The 17753-nt window shown below is 41.6% G+C and carries 14 protein-coding genes and 1 tRNA gene; 10 read left to right on the forward strand and 5 right to left on the reverse strand.

The features are described from left to right. On the forward strand, window positions 1–174 hold a 174-nt coding region (locus RI557_RS09475), incomplete at its 5' end, for a VOC family protein (RefSeq protein WP_409079700.1). Here RI557_RS09475 and RI557_RS09480 read toward each other — a convergent pair. Further along, the gene (locus tag RI557_RS09480) at window positions 142–783 is read right to left on the reverse strand and encodes an HAD family phosphatase (RefSeq protein ID WP_310683460.1); all 642 of its coding nucleotides are present in this window, start codon (window positions 781–783) and stop codon (window positions 142–144) included. The genes RI557_RS09475 and RI557_RS09480 overlap by 33 nt on opposite strands. A 78-nt stretch (window positions 784–861) precedes the next feature. Between RI557_RS09480 and RI557_RS09485 the strand changes: the two genes are divergently transcribed. After that, a tRNA-Ile gene (locus RI557_RS09485) sits at window positions 862–935 on the forward strand. A gap of 216 nt (window positions 936–1151) precedes the next feature. Further along, a complete protein-coding gene (locus RI557_RS09490) occupies window positions 1152–1349 on the forward strand; it encodes a hypothetical protein (RefSeq protein ID WP_310683462.1) in 198 nt (65 codons plus the stop codon). A gap of 135 nt (window positions 1350–1484) precedes the next feature. Here the strand turns inward: RI557_RS09490 and RI557_RS09495 are convergent, their stop codons facing one another. Continuing rightward, window positions 1485–3818, reverse strand: a complete 2334-nt coding sequence (locus RI557_RS09495; RefSeq protein ID WP_310683464.1) for a T9SS type A sorting domain-containing protein — start codon at window positions 3816–3818, stop codon at window positions 1485–1487. Between the two features lie 98 nt (window positions 3819–3916). Between RI557_RS09495 and RI557_RS09500 the strand changes: the two genes are divergently transcribed. Beyond that, window positions 3917–4642: a porin family protein gene (locus tag RI557_RS09500; protein ID WP_310683466.1), complete on the forward strand. Its 726-nt coding sequence runs from the start codon at window positions 3917–3919 to the stop codon at window positions 4640–4642. Here the strand turns inward: RI557_RS09500 and RI557_RS09505 are convergent. The 3 genes from RI557_RS09505 to asnS form a co-directional block, all read right to left on the reverse strand. Further along, on the reverse strand, window positions 4639–5259 hold the full coding sequence (locus tag RI557_RS09505) for a hypothetical protein (protein WP_310668813.1): 621 nt from the start codon (window positions 5257–5259) through the stop codon (window positions 4639–4641). The genes RI557_RS09500 and RI557_RS09505 overlap by 4 nt on opposite strands. Beyond that, window positions 5256–6719: an RNA polymerase factor sigma-54 gene (gene rpoN / locus RI557_RS09510; RefSeq protein ID WP_310683468.1), complete on the reverse strand. Its 1464-nt coding sequence runs from the start codon at window positions 6717–6719 to the stop codon at window positions 5256–5258. Before rpoN ends, RI557_RS09505 begins: the two co-directional genes overlap by 4 nt. Window positions 6720–6858: 139 nt before the next feature. After that, a complete protein-coding gene (gene asnS / locus RI557_RS09515; RefSeq protein WP_310668811.1) occupies window positions 6859–8301 on the reverse strand; it encodes an asparagine--tRNA ligase in 1443 nt (480 codons plus the stop codon). A gap of 181 nt (window positions 8302–8482) precedes the next feature. On the opposite strand from asnS, the gene RI557_RS09520 reads away from it, so the two are divergent. The 6 genes from RI557_RS09520 to RI557_RS09545 all read left to right on the forward strand — a co-directional run bounded on the left by RI557_RS09520 (window position 8483) and on the right by RI557_RS09545 (window position 17667). Further along, window positions 8483–9130, forward strand: a complete 648-nt coding sequence (locus tag RI557_RS09520) for a TetR/AcrR family transcriptional regulator (protein ID WP_310668810.1) — start codon at window positions 8483–8485, stop codon at window positions 9128–9130. Beyond that, window positions 9127–10515, forward strand: a complete 1389-nt coding sequence (locus tag RI557_RS09525) for a TolC family protein (RefSeq protein WP_310668809.1) — start codon at window positions 9127–9129, stop codon at window positions 10513–10515. The genes RI557_RS09520 and RI557_RS09525 overlap by 4 nt, the downstream gene beginning before the upstream one ends. Before the next feature lie 2 nt (window positions 10516–10517). Next, the gene (locus RI557_RS09530) at window positions 10518–11657 is read left to right on the forward strand and encodes an efflux RND transporter periplasmic adaptor subunit (RefSeq protein WP_310668808.1); all 1140 of its coding nucleotides are present in this window, start codon (window positions 10518–10520) and stop codon (window positions 11655–11657) included. Window positions 11658–11675: 18 nt separating this feature from the next. Beyond that, complete coding sequence (locus RI557_RS09535) at window positions 11676–15281, forward strand: efflux RND transporter permease subunit (protein ID WP_310668807.1); 3606 nt, start codon at window positions 11676–11678, stop codon at window positions 15279–15281. 139 nt (window positions 15282–15420) lie between these two features. Further along, window positions 15421–16761, forward strand: a complete 1341-nt coding sequence (locus RI557_RS09540; RefSeq protein ID WP_310668806.1) for a hydroxymethylglutaryl-CoA reductase, degradative — start codon at window positions 15421–15423, stop codon at window positions 16759–16761. 3 nt (window positions 16762–16764) lie between these two features. Next, window positions 16765–17667: a GYDIA family GHMP kinase gene (locus tag RI557_RS09545; protein ID WP_310683470.1), complete on the forward strand. Its 903-nt coding sequence runs from the start codon at window positions 16765–16767 to the stop codon at window positions 17665–17667. The last annotated feature ends 86 nt before the right edge of the window (window positions 17668–17753 follow it).

Below are 17753 nucleotides of genomic sequence, written 5' to 3' on the forward strand. Positions count from 1 at the left end.
CACGTAGCAATTGCTGTTGATGATATTCATGCCGAAATTGATAGATTGAAAAAAGAAGGATTCCAGTTCATCAACGAAACGCCAAAAAAAGGAGCAGATAACAAGCTCATCGTCTTCATACACCCAAAATCTGCAAACGGATTACTCGTTGAGCTTTGCCAGGATGCCGGGTAATTGATCCTTTAAGGATTGGTTCTGACCAAAATGGAAGCTGGTAATTCCTGCTCTCTCTGCCGATTCAATATTTTGAATAGAATCATCAATAAAAACAACTCGCGAATTATTAGGAATATTAGATTTTGCGCGATCATAAATTTCAAAATCGGGCTTACGCATATTCACCTTGTGAGAAAATAGCACTTCATCAAATAAATCTTCAAAATTCGCACCGTATAAATTCTTCAGTTCAGCTGAGAATTGCGAGTGGTGAATTTCATTCGTATTGCTTAGTAAAATGAGGTTGAAATCATTTTTTATTTCGGTCAGAACCGAAAGATTTTCATCCAAATAGCCAACTAGTAGTGAATTCCAGGCAGTTTTCACTTTTTCTTTATCGAGTCGTAAGTCAATCTTTTCATTCAGCTTATCTACAAACTGATTAGAAGAAAGCAAGCCTTTTTCAAAATCCTGAAACAACCCACTTTGCGTTGCTTTGGAGTAGTGCTTATCAAAATCAGGGACTCCCATGTTTTTAAAAGTTGTCACACAATTATGGAAATCGATCTCATAGAGAACACCACCAAAATCAAAAATCACTGTTGGTTTACCAGATTGAATAGCCATGACACACAAACTTACTTGAAATAATCCATTTTCTTTTATTACTTTTGTCGCCCTTCAAAAGTGAAAACACTTTCACTTGGGCCCATAGCTCAGTTGGTTAGAGCACCTGACTCATAATCAGGTGGTCGCTGGTTCGAGCCCAGCTGGGCCCACTTTTTCCCTTTCTTTTCTCACAACTCAATTTCTTCTTTACACAAATGCTTTTTGTTCATTAAAGCTCAAAAAGTGTCTTTGCATCTTATTCCGCAAAGATTACACCTTATGCTTCTCTTACCTCAACTAATAGCCTGACCCGGTCAATAAGGCTCTCTTTGGCTTTGTGTTACAATACTTTTGATAACAGAAAATAGGGATTAATAAGGGGAATCATGAAACAACTACTTAAAACAACCATCGCTATAGCAGTTTTCACTTTTAGTGGACACTTGCTCTTTGCACCACCTCCGCCACCAGGCTCGGGAAATAACACTCCATACTCTCCTCTTCCTGGAGTTGAAATACTACTCGCAGCTGGTGCAGCTTACGGAATAAAAAAGAAATTCGACCAAAAGAACGCTGAAGCATAAGCGTTCGCTCTCCTCATACAACAATAAAAAAAGCCGCGAATTTGCGGCTTTTTTTATTTTACCCTTTGAAAGTAAATCGTGCGAACCTTTCATTATTTATGATACATCGCAATCAAAATAGGTTGCACGAACTTGTCATTTTTTTGTGATTCTTTTGGTAACCACTCCATTTTCGGTCAATACCCTGATCAAATAAACCCCAGAATCATAGCCCGATAAATCAAACTCTTCTCTACTTCGCTTTTTGTTTACAGCCAACCTGCGCTCTTTTACCAAAACACCCTTTATGTCATAAATGGAGAGTAGCACAGTTTCTCTTCCTTTAGTGGCTACATCAATGTAGAAAACATCATTAGTTGGGTTTGGATACACATCTACCTGCACATACCGATTGATATTATTTATCCAAATCCCGGTAGTGTCTCCATTTCCTGTATCAACAGGTGTTGTATCTACTGGTGTAGTGTCAATAGGAGTAGTATCCTGAAATGTATGAGGCAATGCTAAATAAGTCAACCCTCCGGTTTTTTCTCCATAAACAAGCTCGATAGAATCATTAGCATATGTAACTACATCACCTGTCATTGCGATTTGCCTTCCTTTAACCATCATAGAATCTATCACGGGATAATTGCCCGATGTATCAGGATTGAGAAAATCATAGACAAAAACCCCGTACTCATAAGTTGAAACAATTAATTTTTCGCTAGAGTTTTCTGTTGGAAAAGGAGCTATAGAAAGACCAATATTGCCGGGATATGCCGGCCGCTTATGAAATACTCCACCTAAATTTTGCTGTGTCGCTGACGATTGAAATTGAGGAGAGGTGCTATTTCCAATATTTTCATAAAAATCGATTGACCCGTTGTTGTTCCCGGCTATAATATCGAGGTCACCATCACTATCCAAATCATATAACTCCGGAGTGAAATAAGGCGACCCCTGAATTTTCATAAAAGACGAATCAACCAATGTAAACTGCATTGGCGCACCTACTGGTGATGTATTTCTGAAAAAGGCTACTTCCCCATTGATTTTACCGGCCAACATATCTAAATCTCCATCACCGTCTAAATCTCCAAATGCAGGATATAAACCTTCCATATTGTGTTGACCAATGCTTTCAAAATCATCAGTGATAAAGTCAAACTTAGGGGTTATGGAATCACCGGTATTCTTAAAATAAGCCAGTTGGCTTTTCCACTCAGTTTTAAAAGCCAGGCTATTGTAGTTTTGAAAATAACCGGTATTTCCCACAAGGATATCTTTTAATCCATCCTTATCAACATCTATAAATTTTGGATATGATCCTGTACCATGATCAATCATTTGCCGTGAAAGAAAATCTTTACGGTTAAAAGTGAAAACAGGGTTGGTTGAAGTCCCTGTATTAATGTACAGCCATGCATTGTCAACATCTTTACTTTGATCGCGCTGAGTTGGGCCGGCAATAAAATCTTCCAAACCATCATTATTCACATCCATAAAAAATATAGCACTCATATTTGGAAGATCTACCGGCAATGAGTTTGCAGGGAATGCAGTATCAACAGATACCATGTAAGCGGAGTCTGGAGTTCCACCATTGAAAATTCCTTTAACACCGGGTCTATCCACATCACTGAGGACAACATCCATCAACCCGTCTGCATTTAAATCAAAAGCAGACAGTGCTGATCCGGCATGTCTTTCAGCACCTCTTTGTTGGTTGTGATCATACAAAGGAGGTATATGATTACCCAGCCTGTAGGTTTGACAAAACGAGTCGTTGAGAATAACATCACCGTAAACATTTTCAAAAAAACCTGCCCAGCAAGCATTTCCTGAAACTTTATCGTAAATCAAAGTATCACAATTTGGAGCTACATTTTCATAATAAGAGAAATAGGTTCCAAAATTGTGACCAGAGACAATATCAAGATCACCATCTCCATCCATATCTTCAATAATTGGAATATCGCTGGATAATAGATAAACGAAAGTTTGTCCGCCTGAGAATGTAGCTTCTAAATCTTGATATGCCAACTCAAAACTCAATGAGTCTGTTGTAGCTTGAGGTGTAACATTTTCATAAACCCGTATCCCTCCGCCATTTGGCCTTTGAGTAAAGATGTCCATTTTCCCGTTACAATTCATGTCTCGCATCAACATCATATTGCGTAAAGTATCAGGGAAAAATTTCTCGTATTCAGGCGCATATGTGTAATCAGCCTGTCCCTGAACGCCTTCATTCAAAAAAGTGTAGACCCTGTCACCTGTTTTATCGAATACAGCAATATCGTCAAATCCATCTTTATTCAAATCAATGGAGGAGAACTGCGGATTGTTAAAGCCTCCTGCCCATGGATAATCACGCTCTACACCAAAATTGAGAACTTTCGTAGAGTCAATCTTTTGGTAATCGCCAAGGCTCTGACCGTTAACAGTAAAAGCCAGGAAAAGAAGAGGGAGAAAAAAAAGATTTTTCATGACAGGTGTTTTCTTTATAAACGCAATAAAAAAGCATTAAGTTGGTTACAATTACTCAGCTACAATTATTATAGCTTTGTGGCCAAATTATCAATTAGATGAGGATAAAGGTAATAACTTTCACTATATCAATGTTGGCGTTCTCCATTTCAGTTTTTTGTCAGAACCAAAGCCAACAACCAACAACTGCACAAGAGCCTAAAAAGCCAATGGAGAAGATGGACAATTTTGTTGTTGATCTGGGCTATGAAATGCTCATGTTTGAGAATAAACCAGCAGGTTTGGATTTTAAGCCATGGAACAATGGCATGAGTTTTTACCTGCTCTACGACAGACCCATAATGTCGAGCAATTTCGCCATTGCAATTGGTGGAGGTATCAGCAGTCAAAGCTACTACAGCAATTCTCAAATAAGACGAGTTGGCAATGAAGAAACTGAAGATTATTCAACTTTTCAAAAACTTCCAGATTCTGTTGATTACCGCAACAATAAAGTTGCTCTCACATATCTGGACATTCCTTTAGAGTTGCGTTACAGGTCTAATGAAGACAAACGCGGACATCGGTGGAAATTTACGATAGGTTTTAAAGCTGGCTTGCAATTTGATGTTCATGACAAGCTTGTAATTGACAACAGTAGAAAAGACAAGTACAAAACATATATTTTCCCAGATCTTTACGAGTTTCGCTACGGTGCTTACTTTAGAGCCGGATACGGAAAAGTTGGGTTAAATGCTTACTACGGTTTGAGTCCGTTATTCAATGAAGGTCATGGGCCTGAAGCAACTCAGCTATCATTTGGCGTGACGATTACACCATTTTAAGCAACTCCAAATTCAAATACCAAATAGCTCACAATAAAACCCAAAACTGCTCCTGCAAGCAGTTGGTTTAAGGTGTGTTGTTTTAGAGTTAACCTGGCATAACCTACAATTCCGCTGACTAAAATCAATAACAGCAGTACTAAAACTACAGGGACATTGAGCACTTGCGCCATGCCGTAAAACACTCCGGCTAAACCTCCCAGTCCAACCATGTGCATGCTGATTTTCCAAACCAAGTTGATAAAAAATGCTGCAATAATCGACAGTATTGCAGCTCCCAGCATCAACATTACTATCCGGTTCATTCCAAATTCATCGAGCAAATAATAAGTCGTGACGTAAAATAGTGTTGTTAAAATAATCGGCAACCATCGCTCTTCGCGATTTGTCACCTGAATATCGGTGATCCTTTTGGTTCTGAGGAGATAGAGAATAAGACCTACAGGCAGCAGAAATGTATTGAGGAATACAATCGACAAAATGAATGTGCGGGCAGCTTCATTGATTGTGTAAACAAAGTATGCATCAACGAAATTGAAGAGCAAAAGCACACCATAGGTTGGCATGATCAACGGATGAAAAACGACAGAGATGAATTTCGCTAACTTTTGAATCATAAGCTCTTTCTCAATCTGGCAACCGGTATTTGCAGTTGCTCGCGGTATTTAGCCACGGTTCTCCTGGCAATATTGTAACCCTGATTTTTTAAAAGTTTCGCAAGGCGATCATCAGTGAGCGGTTTTTGAGAATCTTCATCATCGATCAAGTCCTGCAGTTTTTTCTTCACCTCACGTGTACTCACCTCTTCTCCACTATCAGTAGAAATGCTTTCGCTAAAAAAGCTTTTTAGCAAAAACGTGCCGTATGGAGTTTCAACATATTTACTGTTCACCACACGTGAAATAGTACTAATATCAAGATGAACTTTTTCGGCAATATCTTTCAGGATCATTGGCTTTAGTTTCGTTTCATCTCCTGTCAAAAAATATTCCCGTTGACGCTCCATGATTGCCTCCATCGTCATCAGTAATGTTTGTTGACGTTGTTTGATGGCATCGATGAACCACTTGGCAGAGTCTAGCTTTTGCTTGACAAAAACCAGTGCATCTTTTTGCTCTTTAGTAGCTGCCTTTTTGTTTTGGTTGTACGCTTCAAACATCTCGCTGTATTGCGGACTCACTCGTAACTCCGGAGCATTTCGGCCATTGAGTTGTACCTGAAGCTCATCATCATCGTTTGTTATGGTAAAGTCAGGAACGACATGCTCAACCGGCTCAGCATTATTACTGAGGCTGTTGCCAGGCTTGGGGTTCAGCTTTAAAATTTCATCCAACCCCTTTTTTAAATCCTCCTCTTCAATATCCAGTTTAGAAAGGATTTTATCATAGTGCTTTTTGGTAAACTCTTTGAATGTTTTGTCTAGAATAGACTCTGCAAGCAATAAACCTTCATCATTTGGGCGTTTATTGAGTTTTCGTTTAACCTGGAGAAGCAAACACTCCTGCAAATCACGCGCACCAACACCCGGAGGATCAAAATCCTGAATCATTTCCAGTAGCTTTTCGAGCTCATCCTCATCAGTCATGAGGTTCTGAGTAAAAGCTAAATCATCTACAATTGCAATGAGCTCACGCCTCAAATACCCCGCATCATCAATATTGCCAATCAAATGAGTCGCTATTCGGTGTTCTCTTTCATTAATTGATTGGAGCCCCATCTGCTCAATAAGTCTGTCGTGAAAAGTAGAGCCTCCACTCAGCGGAACTCCCTTTTCATCATCATCTCTACCTTTATTTTTAATGGTATATTTATATGCCGGAGTTTCGTCATCCGTATAATCAGAAAAGTCAAACTCCTGTTCAGCCTCGCTGCGTTCCTCGTAAACATCACTGTACTCCTCTCCGTCCTGCTCTTCGCGTTCTGATGTTGCGCCTTCCTCAAGAGCCGGATTTTGCTCCATCTCTTCCTTTACACGTTGCTCTATAGCAACAGTTGGAACCTGGAGCAACTTCATCAACTGAATTTGCTGTGGTGATAGCTTTTGAAGTAATTTCTGCTGTAACTTTTGCTCTAACATGATGGTTTAATTTCCCCTAACCACACAACCACAATAGCAGTGGCACGAATTTTGATTGAAAAGTAACCAATTCTCACTGCAAAAAAAAGGGATGCCAATAAATTTTAGCACCCCTTTATTTCAATTTTAACATTCATTTTTAAAACTCTGCACTTCCCGGAGTTCTGGGAAAAGCAATAACATCTCTTATGTTGCTCATTCCTGTAACAAATAGAACCAGCCTTTCAAACCCCAGTCCAAACCCGCTGTGTGGAGCAGTTCCGTACTTTCTCGTATCGAGGTACCACCACATTTCTTCTTCGGGAATATTGAAGGCTTCCATTTTTTCGGTCAGAACCGAAAGGCGTTCCTCGCGTTGTGAACCACCAACAATCTCACCGATTCCCGGAAACAGGATATCCATAGCTGCCACAGTTTTATCGTCATCATTTTGGCGCATGTAGAAAGCCTTAATATCAGCCGGGTAGTCATACAGGATTACCGGTTTCTTGAAATGCTTCTCAACTAAAAAGCGCTCGTGCTCACTCTGCAAGTCAGCTCCCCATTCTTCAATAAGGTAGTTGAACTTCTTCTTTTTATTGGGTTTTGAATTTTTCAAAACATCAATCGCATCAGTATAGGTAACGCGTTCAAATTCATTCTCAACAATGAATTTTAACTTTTCAGTAAGCGACATCGGCTGGCGTTGATCTTTTGGCTTTTGTTTATCCTCCTGCTCAATGCGGTTTTCTAAAAAGGCCAAATCATCAGCACAGTTATCCAGAGCATATTGAACAATGTACTTGAGGAAATCTTCAGCCAAATCCATGTCATCCTTGAGATCAGCAAAAGCTACTTCAGGTTCAACCATCCAGAATTCAGCCAGGTGACGAGAAGTATTGCTGTTTTCGGCTCTGAATGTGGGGCCAAAAGTGTAAACCTGAGATAGTGCCATCGCTCCTAACTCAGCTTCGAGCTGACCCGAAACGGTAAGGTTCGTTTCACGACCAAAAAAATCTTCTTTGAAGTCGATCTTCCCTTCTTCGTTTTTCGGGATATTATCCAGATCAAAATTTGTTACGCGAAACATTTCCCCGGCTCCTTCAGCGTCAGATCCGGTAATGATTGGCGTATTCAAATAGTAAAAACCGTTTTTATTGAAGTACTCGTGAATGGCAAATGAGAGGGCGTGACGAATTCTGAAAACCGCACCAAAAGTGTTTGTCCTGAACCTCAGGTGTGCTATTTCACGCAAAAACTCGAGCGAGTGTTTTTTTGGTTGAAGCGGGTACTTTTCAGAATCAGCAACGCCAAGAATTTCAATTTTCTCAGCTACCATCTCAACACTTTGCCCTGATCCTTTGGACTCGCTTATCTCGCCAAAAACTGAAATAGCAGCTCCGGTTGTGATCTTTCGCAAAACTTCTTCACTGAAATTCTCAGTATCGGCAACGATTTGCAGGTTGTGAATACAAGACCCGTCATTTAGCGCGATGAAGTTCACACTTTTGCTACCCCTTTTGGTTCTGACCCAACCCTTAACCAGCTTTTTATCACCTACCGGCTCAGATTTTAATAAAGACTCAATTTTAATTCGTTCCATTTTCAATTCCTTCAATAAACGATTTTAAGAAGCGCAAAAGTAGCTATTGATTTTGCCTTTTGAAACTACTCGATTTATTCATTTAACCAACCTACCACTTGTCACTGAAAAAAACCACGGAAACATTTTTTACTTATTTCGTTTCCTGCGTGTAAAGTTTCACTTACATTTGCTGCGCATTATGGCAAAGGAAGAAGAAAAAGACTGGAAAGAAAACACTGTCCCTGCTATTACTGAGCTGTTTATGAAAAACGGAATCAAGAGCATGACAATGGATGACATTGCTCGCGAACTCAGTGTTTCCAAGAAAACGCTTTACAAATTTGTCGATAACAAGCACGACCTTGTAAAACAGTGTGCTATTCATAGAGAATGCCAGCACATTGAACATGTTGAAGCAATAATGAGCAAAAATCTCAACGCGATTGATGAAATGTACGCTATTACTGATTTTGTCATTAACATGCTTCTCGAAATTCACCCTTCTATCTTTTACGACCTGGAAAAATATTACCCTGAAGCTTTTAAATCCTTCAATGAGTTCAAAGGTGAATTCATCAGCAAATGTATTGTAGAAAACATCAATAAAGGGATTAAAGAAGAGTTATACCGAAATGATGCTAACCCACAGCTTATTGGGTATTTCTACAGCAACTTAATAGATGCGGTTCTACAATCCCAGCATTCAAAGGATTGCAATGAAGCCATCCCAAGAGTTCAGGTTGAAGCTTTCCGTTACCACATGAGAGGAATAGCAAGTGAAAAAGGGTTTCAATACCTCAAGAAAATCAAAACACAATTATTACCGGAAAATAACGACAAACAATGAATTACTTAAAGGCTATATTGCTTACCATATTAACCGTTACGGCCACATTAGCGGGATTTAGTCAACAGGAGTTCAGTCTGGAAGAAGCGAAAAAATACGCTTTGGAACACAGCTATTTTGGCAAGAAAGCGCAAATGGATGTAGAGGCTGCTCGTGACCGGGTTCGCGAAACAACGGCTATTGGGCTTCCACAAATCAACGGATCTGCTGAATTTCAGAACTTCATAGACATACCAACTCAGGTTGTTCCTAACTTCATATCACCTGTAGTGGGTCAGTCACTGGTTAACTACGATGTAATTGATCCGAGTCAGGTTCGTCCCCCAAACCCAGAATATATACCAGCTCAGTTTGGAACTGAATATAACATCAGCGCTGGCTTATCAGCCAATCAGTTGATTTTTGACGGCTCTTACATCGTTGGATTGAGAGCGGCAAAGACTTATCGAGAACTCAGCAAAAACGCTAAGGTCAAAACGGAGCAAGAAATCATTTCGGGAGTTACACAGGCTTATACAGGCGTTATCGTTTCAACTGAAAACTTAAAAACGCTAGAAAACAACCTCGGAACTCTTGAAAAAACCTACAACGAAACTAATGCCCTTTATGAAGAAGGTTTTACTGCAGAAGAAGATGTAGATCAACTCAAGATCTTGCTTCAATCTACTCAGAACCAGGTTCAGCGAGCCAAACGACTCACTGACATCTCCTTACACCTGCTGAAATATCAAATGGGATTGCCGGTTGATACAACTATCACGCTTACTGATAGCCTGGACGCCATTCTTGCTTACGGAAACTCACCGGATGCAAAAAATCAGGAATTCAACCCTGCTTCAAATATCGATTACCGAATTGCCGCCACTAATAAAGAAATTCAATATTTGAATTATAAAAACGAACAGGCTAAAGCTCTTCCAAAGCTCAATGCTTTCTTTAACTACAATCAAAACTACCTCAGCAATGAACTCGAAGTAAGTGATGGCGACTTTTGGTACCCTTCAACCGTGTGGGGAGTTAGTTTGCAAGTTCCCATTTTCTCCAGTTTAATGCGCCATTACAAAATTCAGCAGGCAAAAATTGAAATGGAGAAAGCTGAAGTTGACATGAGACAAACAACTCAGCAACTCTCAGTAGAATTCCTCCAGGCAAAATCGAGCTATCTCACTACATTGAACGAATTTCAAAACAACAAGGAGAGTCTTGAACTATCGCGCAAAATCCTCAAAAAGCAAACATTTAAATACAAAGAGGGAGTTTCATCTAGCCTGGATCTCGCGCAGGCACAAAGACAATTTTTTCAAACACAGGCGCAATATATAAACAGCATTAACAGCCTTATAGAATCCAAAACCAATTTAGATCAAATTCTTAACAACTTATAATCATGAGAGCTTATCTAGCAATTTTAAGTACGGCCTTACTCTTGTTTTCGTGCGGATCTGAACAAACAAAAGACCCGGTTTTAAGTGAGCTAACAACTCAAAAAGACAGCCTCACGAAAGAGTACGAAACAATCAAGTCAAAACTCGATTCAGTTCAAAAAGAAATCGTGAAGCTCGATTCCACGAGAAAGCTCAACCAGGTTGCGGCTGTCAATGCCCACCGCGAAACATTCAAGCACTTTATTGAAGTTTACGGAAATGTTGAAGCTAAAGAAAACATACAGGTTTACGCTGAAACATCAGGCGAAATACTGAGCATTTTAGTGGATGAAGGAGACGATGTTAAAAAAGGACAGCTCCTGCTCAACATCGATGCTGAAGTTGTGCGAAACAACATCAAAGAAGTTCAGTCACAATTGTCTCTTGCTAAAGAAATTTACAATCGTCAAAAAAGGTTGTGGGACAAAAACATCGGCTCTGAAGTAAGCTATCTCGAGGCTAAAAACAGAAAAGAAAACCTCGAAAGCAGACTCAACACCCTCAACAGTCAGCTCGATATGGCTAACCTCAAATCACCAATAAGCGGAACAGTCGACAAGATTTTCCCCAAAGAAGGAGAAATGGCTTCACCGGGAATGCCGCTCATGCGCATTATCAACCTCGGTGACATGTACATTGAAGCTGATGTATCAGAACGCTACATCGGTACAGTTGACAAAGGAACACAGGTAATCGCTCAGTTTGATGCACTCGATCTTGAAATCGATACATCAATTGCCCGAACCGGACAATACATCAACCCCAATAACCGCACTTTTATGGCGCGTGTCAACATTCAGAACCCTGATGACGAGCTCAAGCCAAACTTGTTGGCCAGATTACTAATCAAAGACTTCCAGCAGGATTCTGCAGTTGTCATCGAGTCCAACCTCGTTCAGCAAACGGCTGAAGGTAAAGACTACGTTTACACGCTCAAATCTCATAAGGAAAACACTTACAAAGTGAAACGCAAGTACATCACTACCGGACTCAGCTACGATGGCAAAACGCACATCAAAGAAGGCCTTAAAGGTGATGAACTCGTAATCTCAAAAGGAGCGAGAAGCGTAAAAGAAGACCAGGTTGTAACACTACAGCAATAACACTCAAACGAACAGGTAATGAGTAACGTGAAAGAAAAAATAAAAGAGTTTAAACTCTCCTCAATTTCTGTTGAAAACAGGGTGACAGTATTTGTCCTCACCGCAATCATACTCATTGCGGGAGTCATTTCATATTCGAGCATGCCCAAGGAGAGTTTCCCCGAGGTTGTAACACCGGAAATTTACGTTGGCACGCCATATCCCGGAAACTCAGCCCTCGATATTGAAAAACTGATCACAAGACCTCTCGAAAAAGAAATCAATACAATTTCTGGAATCGATGAGATGAACAGTACATCCATTCAGGGATATTCTTCAATACAGGTAAAATTCGACTTTAGCATTACACCTGAAGAAGCGCTGCGAAAAGTGAAAGACGAAGTCGATAGAGCAAAAGCCGACTCAGACTTCCCTGATGATTTACCGTCAGAACCGAACGTGTTCGAGATGAATTTCTCAGAACTGGTTCCGATCATGAACATCAACTTATCAGGAGAATTTTCACAGGATCAGCTAAAAGATTACGCTGAACATCTCCAGGAGGAAATTGAAGACCTTCCGCAAATCACCAGTGTTGATATTCGTGGATACACTGAAAAAGAAGTAGCTGTAAACCTCGACATTCACCGGATGAACGCAATGCAGGTCAGCTTCAATGACGTGGCCGGAGCGATCTCAAACGAAAACCTCACAATCTCAGGGGGTGAAATCAATACCGACAATTTTGAGCGTTCCATCCGTGTGCTGGGTGAGTTTAAAGACTTTAAACAAATCGAAAATATCGTTGTCAAGCACGAAAAAGGCAACATTGTTTACCTGAACGACATCGGGAATGTCACTTTCCGCCAAAAAGAAAAAGAAAGCTATGCCCGCCAGTACACTGAACCGGTTGTAATGGTTGACGTAATGAAGCGAAGTGGTGCCAATCTCCTGGAAGCTTCTGATGCAATCAATGAAATCGTTGAAAAAGCTCAACAAAGAGAATTTCCTGAAAACCTACAGGTTTCAATAACGGGTGACCAGAGTGATCAAACGAGAACTCAGGTTGACGAACTCGCCAACAACATTATTTTTGGTGTTATCCTCGTTGTTGCAGTACTCCTTTTCTTCCTCGGTTTGCGTAATGCTCTTTTCGTGGGAGTTGCTATTCCGCTCTCTATGTTTCTTTCTTTCTTCATCCTCAACGCGATGGGCGTAACGCTGAACACAATTGTACTGTTCTCGCTCGTACTCGCTCTGGGTATGCTCGTGGATAACGGAATTGTAGTAGTGGAAAACATCTACCGATTGATGGATGAAGGCTATCCTCCACTCAAAGCTGCAAAAGCTGGAGTTGGAGAAGTTGCTCTGCCAATTATAGCTTCTACTGCAACAACTTTAGCGGCCTTTATTCCGCTCGGTTTATGGCCGGGCGTTGTGGGAAACTTTATGCAGTACCTCCCGATTACGCTCATCATCGTTCTGTCATCATCATTATTTGTGGCACTGGTCATCAACCCTGTGCTCACTTCTAAATTCATGAAGATTGACGAAGAAGATGTAAAAATACCAACCAAGCGATTAATCATATACGGTGTAACAATACTTGTAGCAATGCTTATAGACATTGCAGGGGATCAACCCGAGGCTGGAGCACTGAACTACGTTGCTGGAGCTATCGTAACCGTAATCCTTATTTTAACACTCAAGGACTACGCCTTTATCTCAAACAAAACCAACCGCAAGAAAGTCATCAAACCGGCAATCGGGTTATTGGTGCTTTCCGGTATTTTCTTCCTTACTGGTCAAAATGTATCAGCGAACTTCATCGGTATAACCGGTACATTCCTCTTGTTGAACAGCTTTGTGATTTATCCGGGAACGGTCTTTTTCCAAAACCGCATTATCCCGGCAATGGAGAACTTCTATGACGGTTTCATAAAATATGCACTCAGCGGCAAAAAGCCGGTTGCATTTTTGGTCGGAACCACTTTGGCTCTGATTCTTTCAATCGTTCTCATTATCAAGTTTACACCAAAGGTTCTGTTCTTCCCTGAGAACGAACCGCAATATTTGAATATCTACATCGAAAAACCGATCGGAACCGATATTGAATACACCAATGAGATCACGAAAGATATCGAGGAAAAGGTTCTGAAAGTGCTGGAGCAATACCAGGCTGTAAATCCTGAAACAGGTGAGAAAGAAGATTTCCTAGTAGAATCTGTTATTGCTCAGGTTGGAGAAGGAACCTCAGATCCTATGCAGGGTCCGCAAATGGGTAGTACACCGCACAAGGCCCGAATCACCGTTTCGTTCGAGAAATTCCAGTTGCGGAGGGGAATTTTGACCAGCGATGTGCAAACAGAAATCAGGAACTCCCTAATAGGTTACCCGGGAACTAAAATATCAGTCGATAAAAACCAGGCTGGCCCACCGCAAGGTAAGCCGATCAACATTGAAATTCAGGGTGACGACTACCTGGCACTCATGAAAGAGACTGAAAACATTAAATCATTTATCAAAGATGCCAATATTGAAGGTATTGAGGAATTGAAACTCGATGTTGAACAGGGCAAGCCGCAGCTAGAAGTAAATATCGACAGAGCTAAAGCGCGCAGACTTGGCCTTTCAACCGGACAAATAGGGAATGCGCTGCGTACAGCAGTGTACGGGCAGGAAGTTTCCACCTACAAAGAAGGTGAAGACGACTACCCGATCAACATCAGGCTGAAAGAAGAATTGCGCAATAATTCTGAAGTACTGATGAACCAGCGAATCACATTCAGAGACCCTTCAACCGGTCAAATCGTTCAAATTCCAATTTCTTCAGTGGCGACAGCCAAAAAAACATCTACTTTCAGCGCAGTGAAACGAAAAGACCTGGAACGTATTATCACGATTTCGTCAAACGTGCTCGATGGTTACAACCCCACTGAAGTAGTGAATAATATCAAGACTCACCTCAGTGATTACGACATGAGTGAAGGCATCACCTACAAGTTTACAGGTCAGCAGGAAGAGCAGGCTGAGGAGATGGACTTCCTCACAACTGCTCTCGCTATCGCATTCTTCCTCATCATCATGATCATTGTGATGCAGTTCAACTCGGTGAGTACTCCGTTTATCATCGGTACTTCGGTACTCTTCAGTTTGATCGGGGTATTGCTAGGGCTGGTAATTTTCCAGATGGACTTTATCGTGATCATGACCATGATAGGGATTATCTCGCTGGCCGGTATCGTGGTGAACAACGCAATCGTACTGATCGACTACACCAACCTCATCATTGAACGAAGGCGAGAAGAACTCGAGCTCGAAGACGATGAAAAACTTCCGTTCAACGAAGTGGTAAAAGCAATTGAAGAAGGTGGTAAAACACGTTTGCGCCCGGTATTGCTCACGGCAATCACGACCATTTTTGGTTTGATTCCGCTCGCAATCGGGTTGAACATCGATTTCTTCAGCTTCTTCAAAACACTCGATCCCAATATTTATGTGGGTGGTGACAACGTAATGTTCTGGGGGCCAATTTCGTGGACCATCATTTTCGGACTCACATTTGCCACGTTCCTCACACTCATCATTGTACCCGTAATGTACTTCCTGCTCAACAAGGCCAAGTACAAGTTGAACGGTGAATAAATTAACAGTCAGAGCCGGAGTGAAGTCCGGGCTCTGACCGTTATTACCCAACCGCTAAAAAACTTAATTCCCTTTTTATGTAAACTAATTTCACTTTACATGCGTTACTTTCGCAGTATATTTTGCAAAAAGAACGACCATGTCAAAAAAAGTAAAGGGATTTTCCAAAATGACGAAAGAAGCCAAGATCGAATGGCTCACGAATAACTATTTCAACAATCCCGATGAGGCGCGCGAAACGCTTCAAAAATACTGGCACAAAGACCCTAAAACACAGCAGCTTCACGATGAATTCATCGAGAATACGCTTACGAATTACTTCCTGCCTTTTGGTGTGGCGCCAAACTTCAAGATCAACGATAAGGTTTACGCTATGCCTATGGCAATTGAGGAGAGCTCAGTCGTTGCAGCAGCCGCCAAGGCAGCCAGCTTTTGGTATGACCGCGGAGGCTTCAAAAGCGAAGTGATCTCCACCAAAAAAGTAGGTCACGTTCATTTTGCATACTATGGCGATTACAACAAGCTTTGGGAGTTCTTCAACTCAGTAAAAGACCGTTTTTATGCCGATACTGCTGAGATCACCAAAAACATGCGCAAGCGCGGTGGCGGCATCGAAGATCTCATGCTCATCAACAAGACATTTGAAGAGCCCAACTATTACCAAATTAAAGCGACTTTTGAAACAGTTGACTCCATGGGAGCCAACTTCATCAACACCTGCCTGGAACAATTCGCCAATACGTTGCAGGAAGCAGTAAAAGAATCTGATATTTTCACCGAAAAGGAAAAAGACATTCAAATAATCATGTGTATTCTGTCAAACTACACGCCTGAGTGTTTGGTAAGATCTGAGGTTTCCTGCCCGGTAGAATTTCTCGAAACCGATGGCGTATCAGCCGAAGAATTTGTAGAAAAATTTGAACGCGCTGTTCATGTGGCGCGCATTGAGCCCTATCGCGCAACCACGCACAACAAAGGCATCATGAACGGAATCGATGCAGTGGTAATTGCCACGGGAAATGATTTCCGCGCGATCGAGGCTGCATGTCACACTTACGCTGCACGGAGTGGCCAATATCGCTCACTCACCGATTGCGCAGTGGAAGATGGCATTTTCAAATTCTGGATCGAGGTTCCTATGGCACTCGGCACTGTAGGCGGACTCACAAACCTGCACCCGGTTGTGAAACTGGCTCACGAGCTGCTCGATAATCCATCGGCTAAAGAATTAATGGGCATTGTAGCCGCGAGCGGACTCGCACAAAACTTTGGTGCCTTGCGTGCTCTCGTAACTACCGGTATTCAGCAGGGACACATGAAAATGCACCTGCTCAACATTCTCAACAAGCTGGAAGCCACCAACGAGGAAAAAGAGGAAATGAAGAAATTCTTCAAGGATAAAGTTCCTCACTACAACATGATCGTGAACAAGTTTTGCGAGATGCGTGGTGTTTCGTCAGTTGAAGAGCTCAAAAAGTAAAGCATGCAATTCAGGGCAAACGGTAAGCTCCTGATCTCGGGCGAGTACCTCGTTTTAGACGGTGCCAAAGCACTGGCTGTTCCCACTCGTTACGGTCAGAGCCTGGATGTACAAACCCGCGATGCCAATCAGCGTAAAGTGGAATGGCGTGCAATGGATGAAAACGACCGTATATGGCTGGAAGTGTGGTTCGACAAAAACTTCCAAATCCTCAGCAACAGTGACGAGCAAGCTGCCCGAAACCTGCAGAACATTCTCCGCTATGCTTCTATTCTGAACCCTTCATTTTTAACCGGTCAAAAATATTACGAGGTCACCACCCGGCTCGACTTCAACCGAAAGTGGGGCCTCGGCTCCAGCTCAACGTTGATCTCCTGTGTGGCTCAATGGGCCGGAGTAGATTCTTTTGAGTTGTTGCGCCAAACAATGGGCGGGAGCGGTTACGATGTGGCCTGCGCACAGCACAATTCACCCATCTTCTATCAGCTCCAAAACAACGAGCCAAAAGTTGAAGAAGTGGCATTCAACCCACCGTTTGCTGATGAACTCTTTTTCGTTTACCTCAACCAAAAACAAGACAGTCAAAAAGAAGTGGGGAATTACCACAAACTAGAATTTGACCGTGAAGTGACCGCAAATCACATCACGGCTCTTACCGATAAACTTACAACAGTTGACGATCTTTACAGTTTTGAAGAAACACTCAACCAACTCGAGGAAACAACCGGAAAAGCCATCGGGAAAAAACCCATCAGGGAAAGCCGATTCAGCGATTATCCCGGAGCAATAAAATCCCTTGGTGCCTGGGGCGGAGACTTCATCCTCGCCACCCGTAAAGAAGCAATCAACTACTTTTCAAAGAAAGGCTTTGATACCATTATTCCATTTGAAGAAATGGTGATTTAAACTAATCAAGAATTTAGTGTTGTCCTTTTGCCTTGATGCAAAAGGACATAAAGATCAAGGCTTACGGAAACTTTGCTCGAATTTCT

Origin of the sequence: Salibacter sp., assembly GCF_031581065.1 — a bacterium.
Classification (GTDB): domain Bacteria; phylum Bacteroidota; class Bacteroidia; order Flavobacteriales_G; family Salibacteraceae; genus Salibacter.

What these genes read in the sequence shown, in the direction of transcription:
- RI557_RS09480 (WP_310683460.1), bottom strand. Translation starts at nt 783, where the DNA reads ATGGCTATTCAATCTGGTAAACCAACAGTGATTTTTGATTTTGGTGGT.
- RI557_RS09490 (WP_310683462.1), top strand. Translation starts at nt 1,152, where the DNA reads ATGAAACAACTACTTAAAACAACCATCGCTATAGCAGTTTTCACTTTT.
- RI557_RS09495 (WP_310683464.1), bottom strand. Translation starts at nt 3,818, where the DNA reads ATGAAAAATCTTTTTTTTCTCCCTCTTCTTTTCCTGGCTTTTACTGTT.
- RI557_RS09500 (WP_310683466.1), top strand. Translation starts at nt 3,917, where the DNA reads ATGAGGATAAAGGTAATAACTTTCACTATATCAATGTTGGCGTTCTCC.
- RI557_RS09505 (WP_310668813.1), bottom strand. Translation starts at nt 5,259, where the DNA reads ATGATTCAAAAGTTAGCGAAATTCATCTCTGTCGTTTTTCATCCGTTG.
- rpoN (WP_310683468.1), bottom strand. Translation starts at nt 6,719, where the DNA reads ATGTTAGAGCAAAAGTTACAGCAGAAATTACTTCAAAAGCTATCACCA.
- asnS (WP_310668811.1), bottom strand. Translation starts at nt 8,301, where the DNA reads ATGGAACGAATTAAAATTGAGTCTTTATTAAAATCTGAGCCGGTAGGT.
- RI557_RS09520 (WP_310668810.1), top strand. Translation starts at nt 8,483, where the DNA reads ATGGCAAAGGAAGAAGAAAAAGACTGGAAAGAAAACACTGTCCCTGCT.
- RI557_RS09525 (WP_310668809.1), top strand. Translation starts at nt 9,127, where the DNA reads ATGAATTACTTAAAGGCTATATTGCTTACCATATTAACCGTTACGGCC.
- RI557_RS09530 (WP_310668808.1), top strand. Translation starts at nt 10,518, where the DNA reads ATGAGAGCTTATCTAGCAATTTTAAGTACGGCCTTACTCTTGTTTTCG.
- RI557_RS09535 (WP_310668807.1), top strand. Translation starts at nt 11,676, where the DNA reads ATGAGTAACGTGAAAGAAAAAATAAAAGAGTTTAAACTCTCCTCAATT.
- RI557_RS09540 (WP_310668806.1), top strand. Translation starts at nt 15,421, where the DNA reads ATGTCAAAAAAAGTAAAGGGATTTTCCAAAATGACGAAAGAAGCCAAG.
- RI557_RS09545 (WP_310683470.1), top strand. Translation starts at nt 16,765, where the DNA reads ATGCAATTCAGGGCAAACGGTAAGCTCCTGATCTCGGGCGAGTACCTC.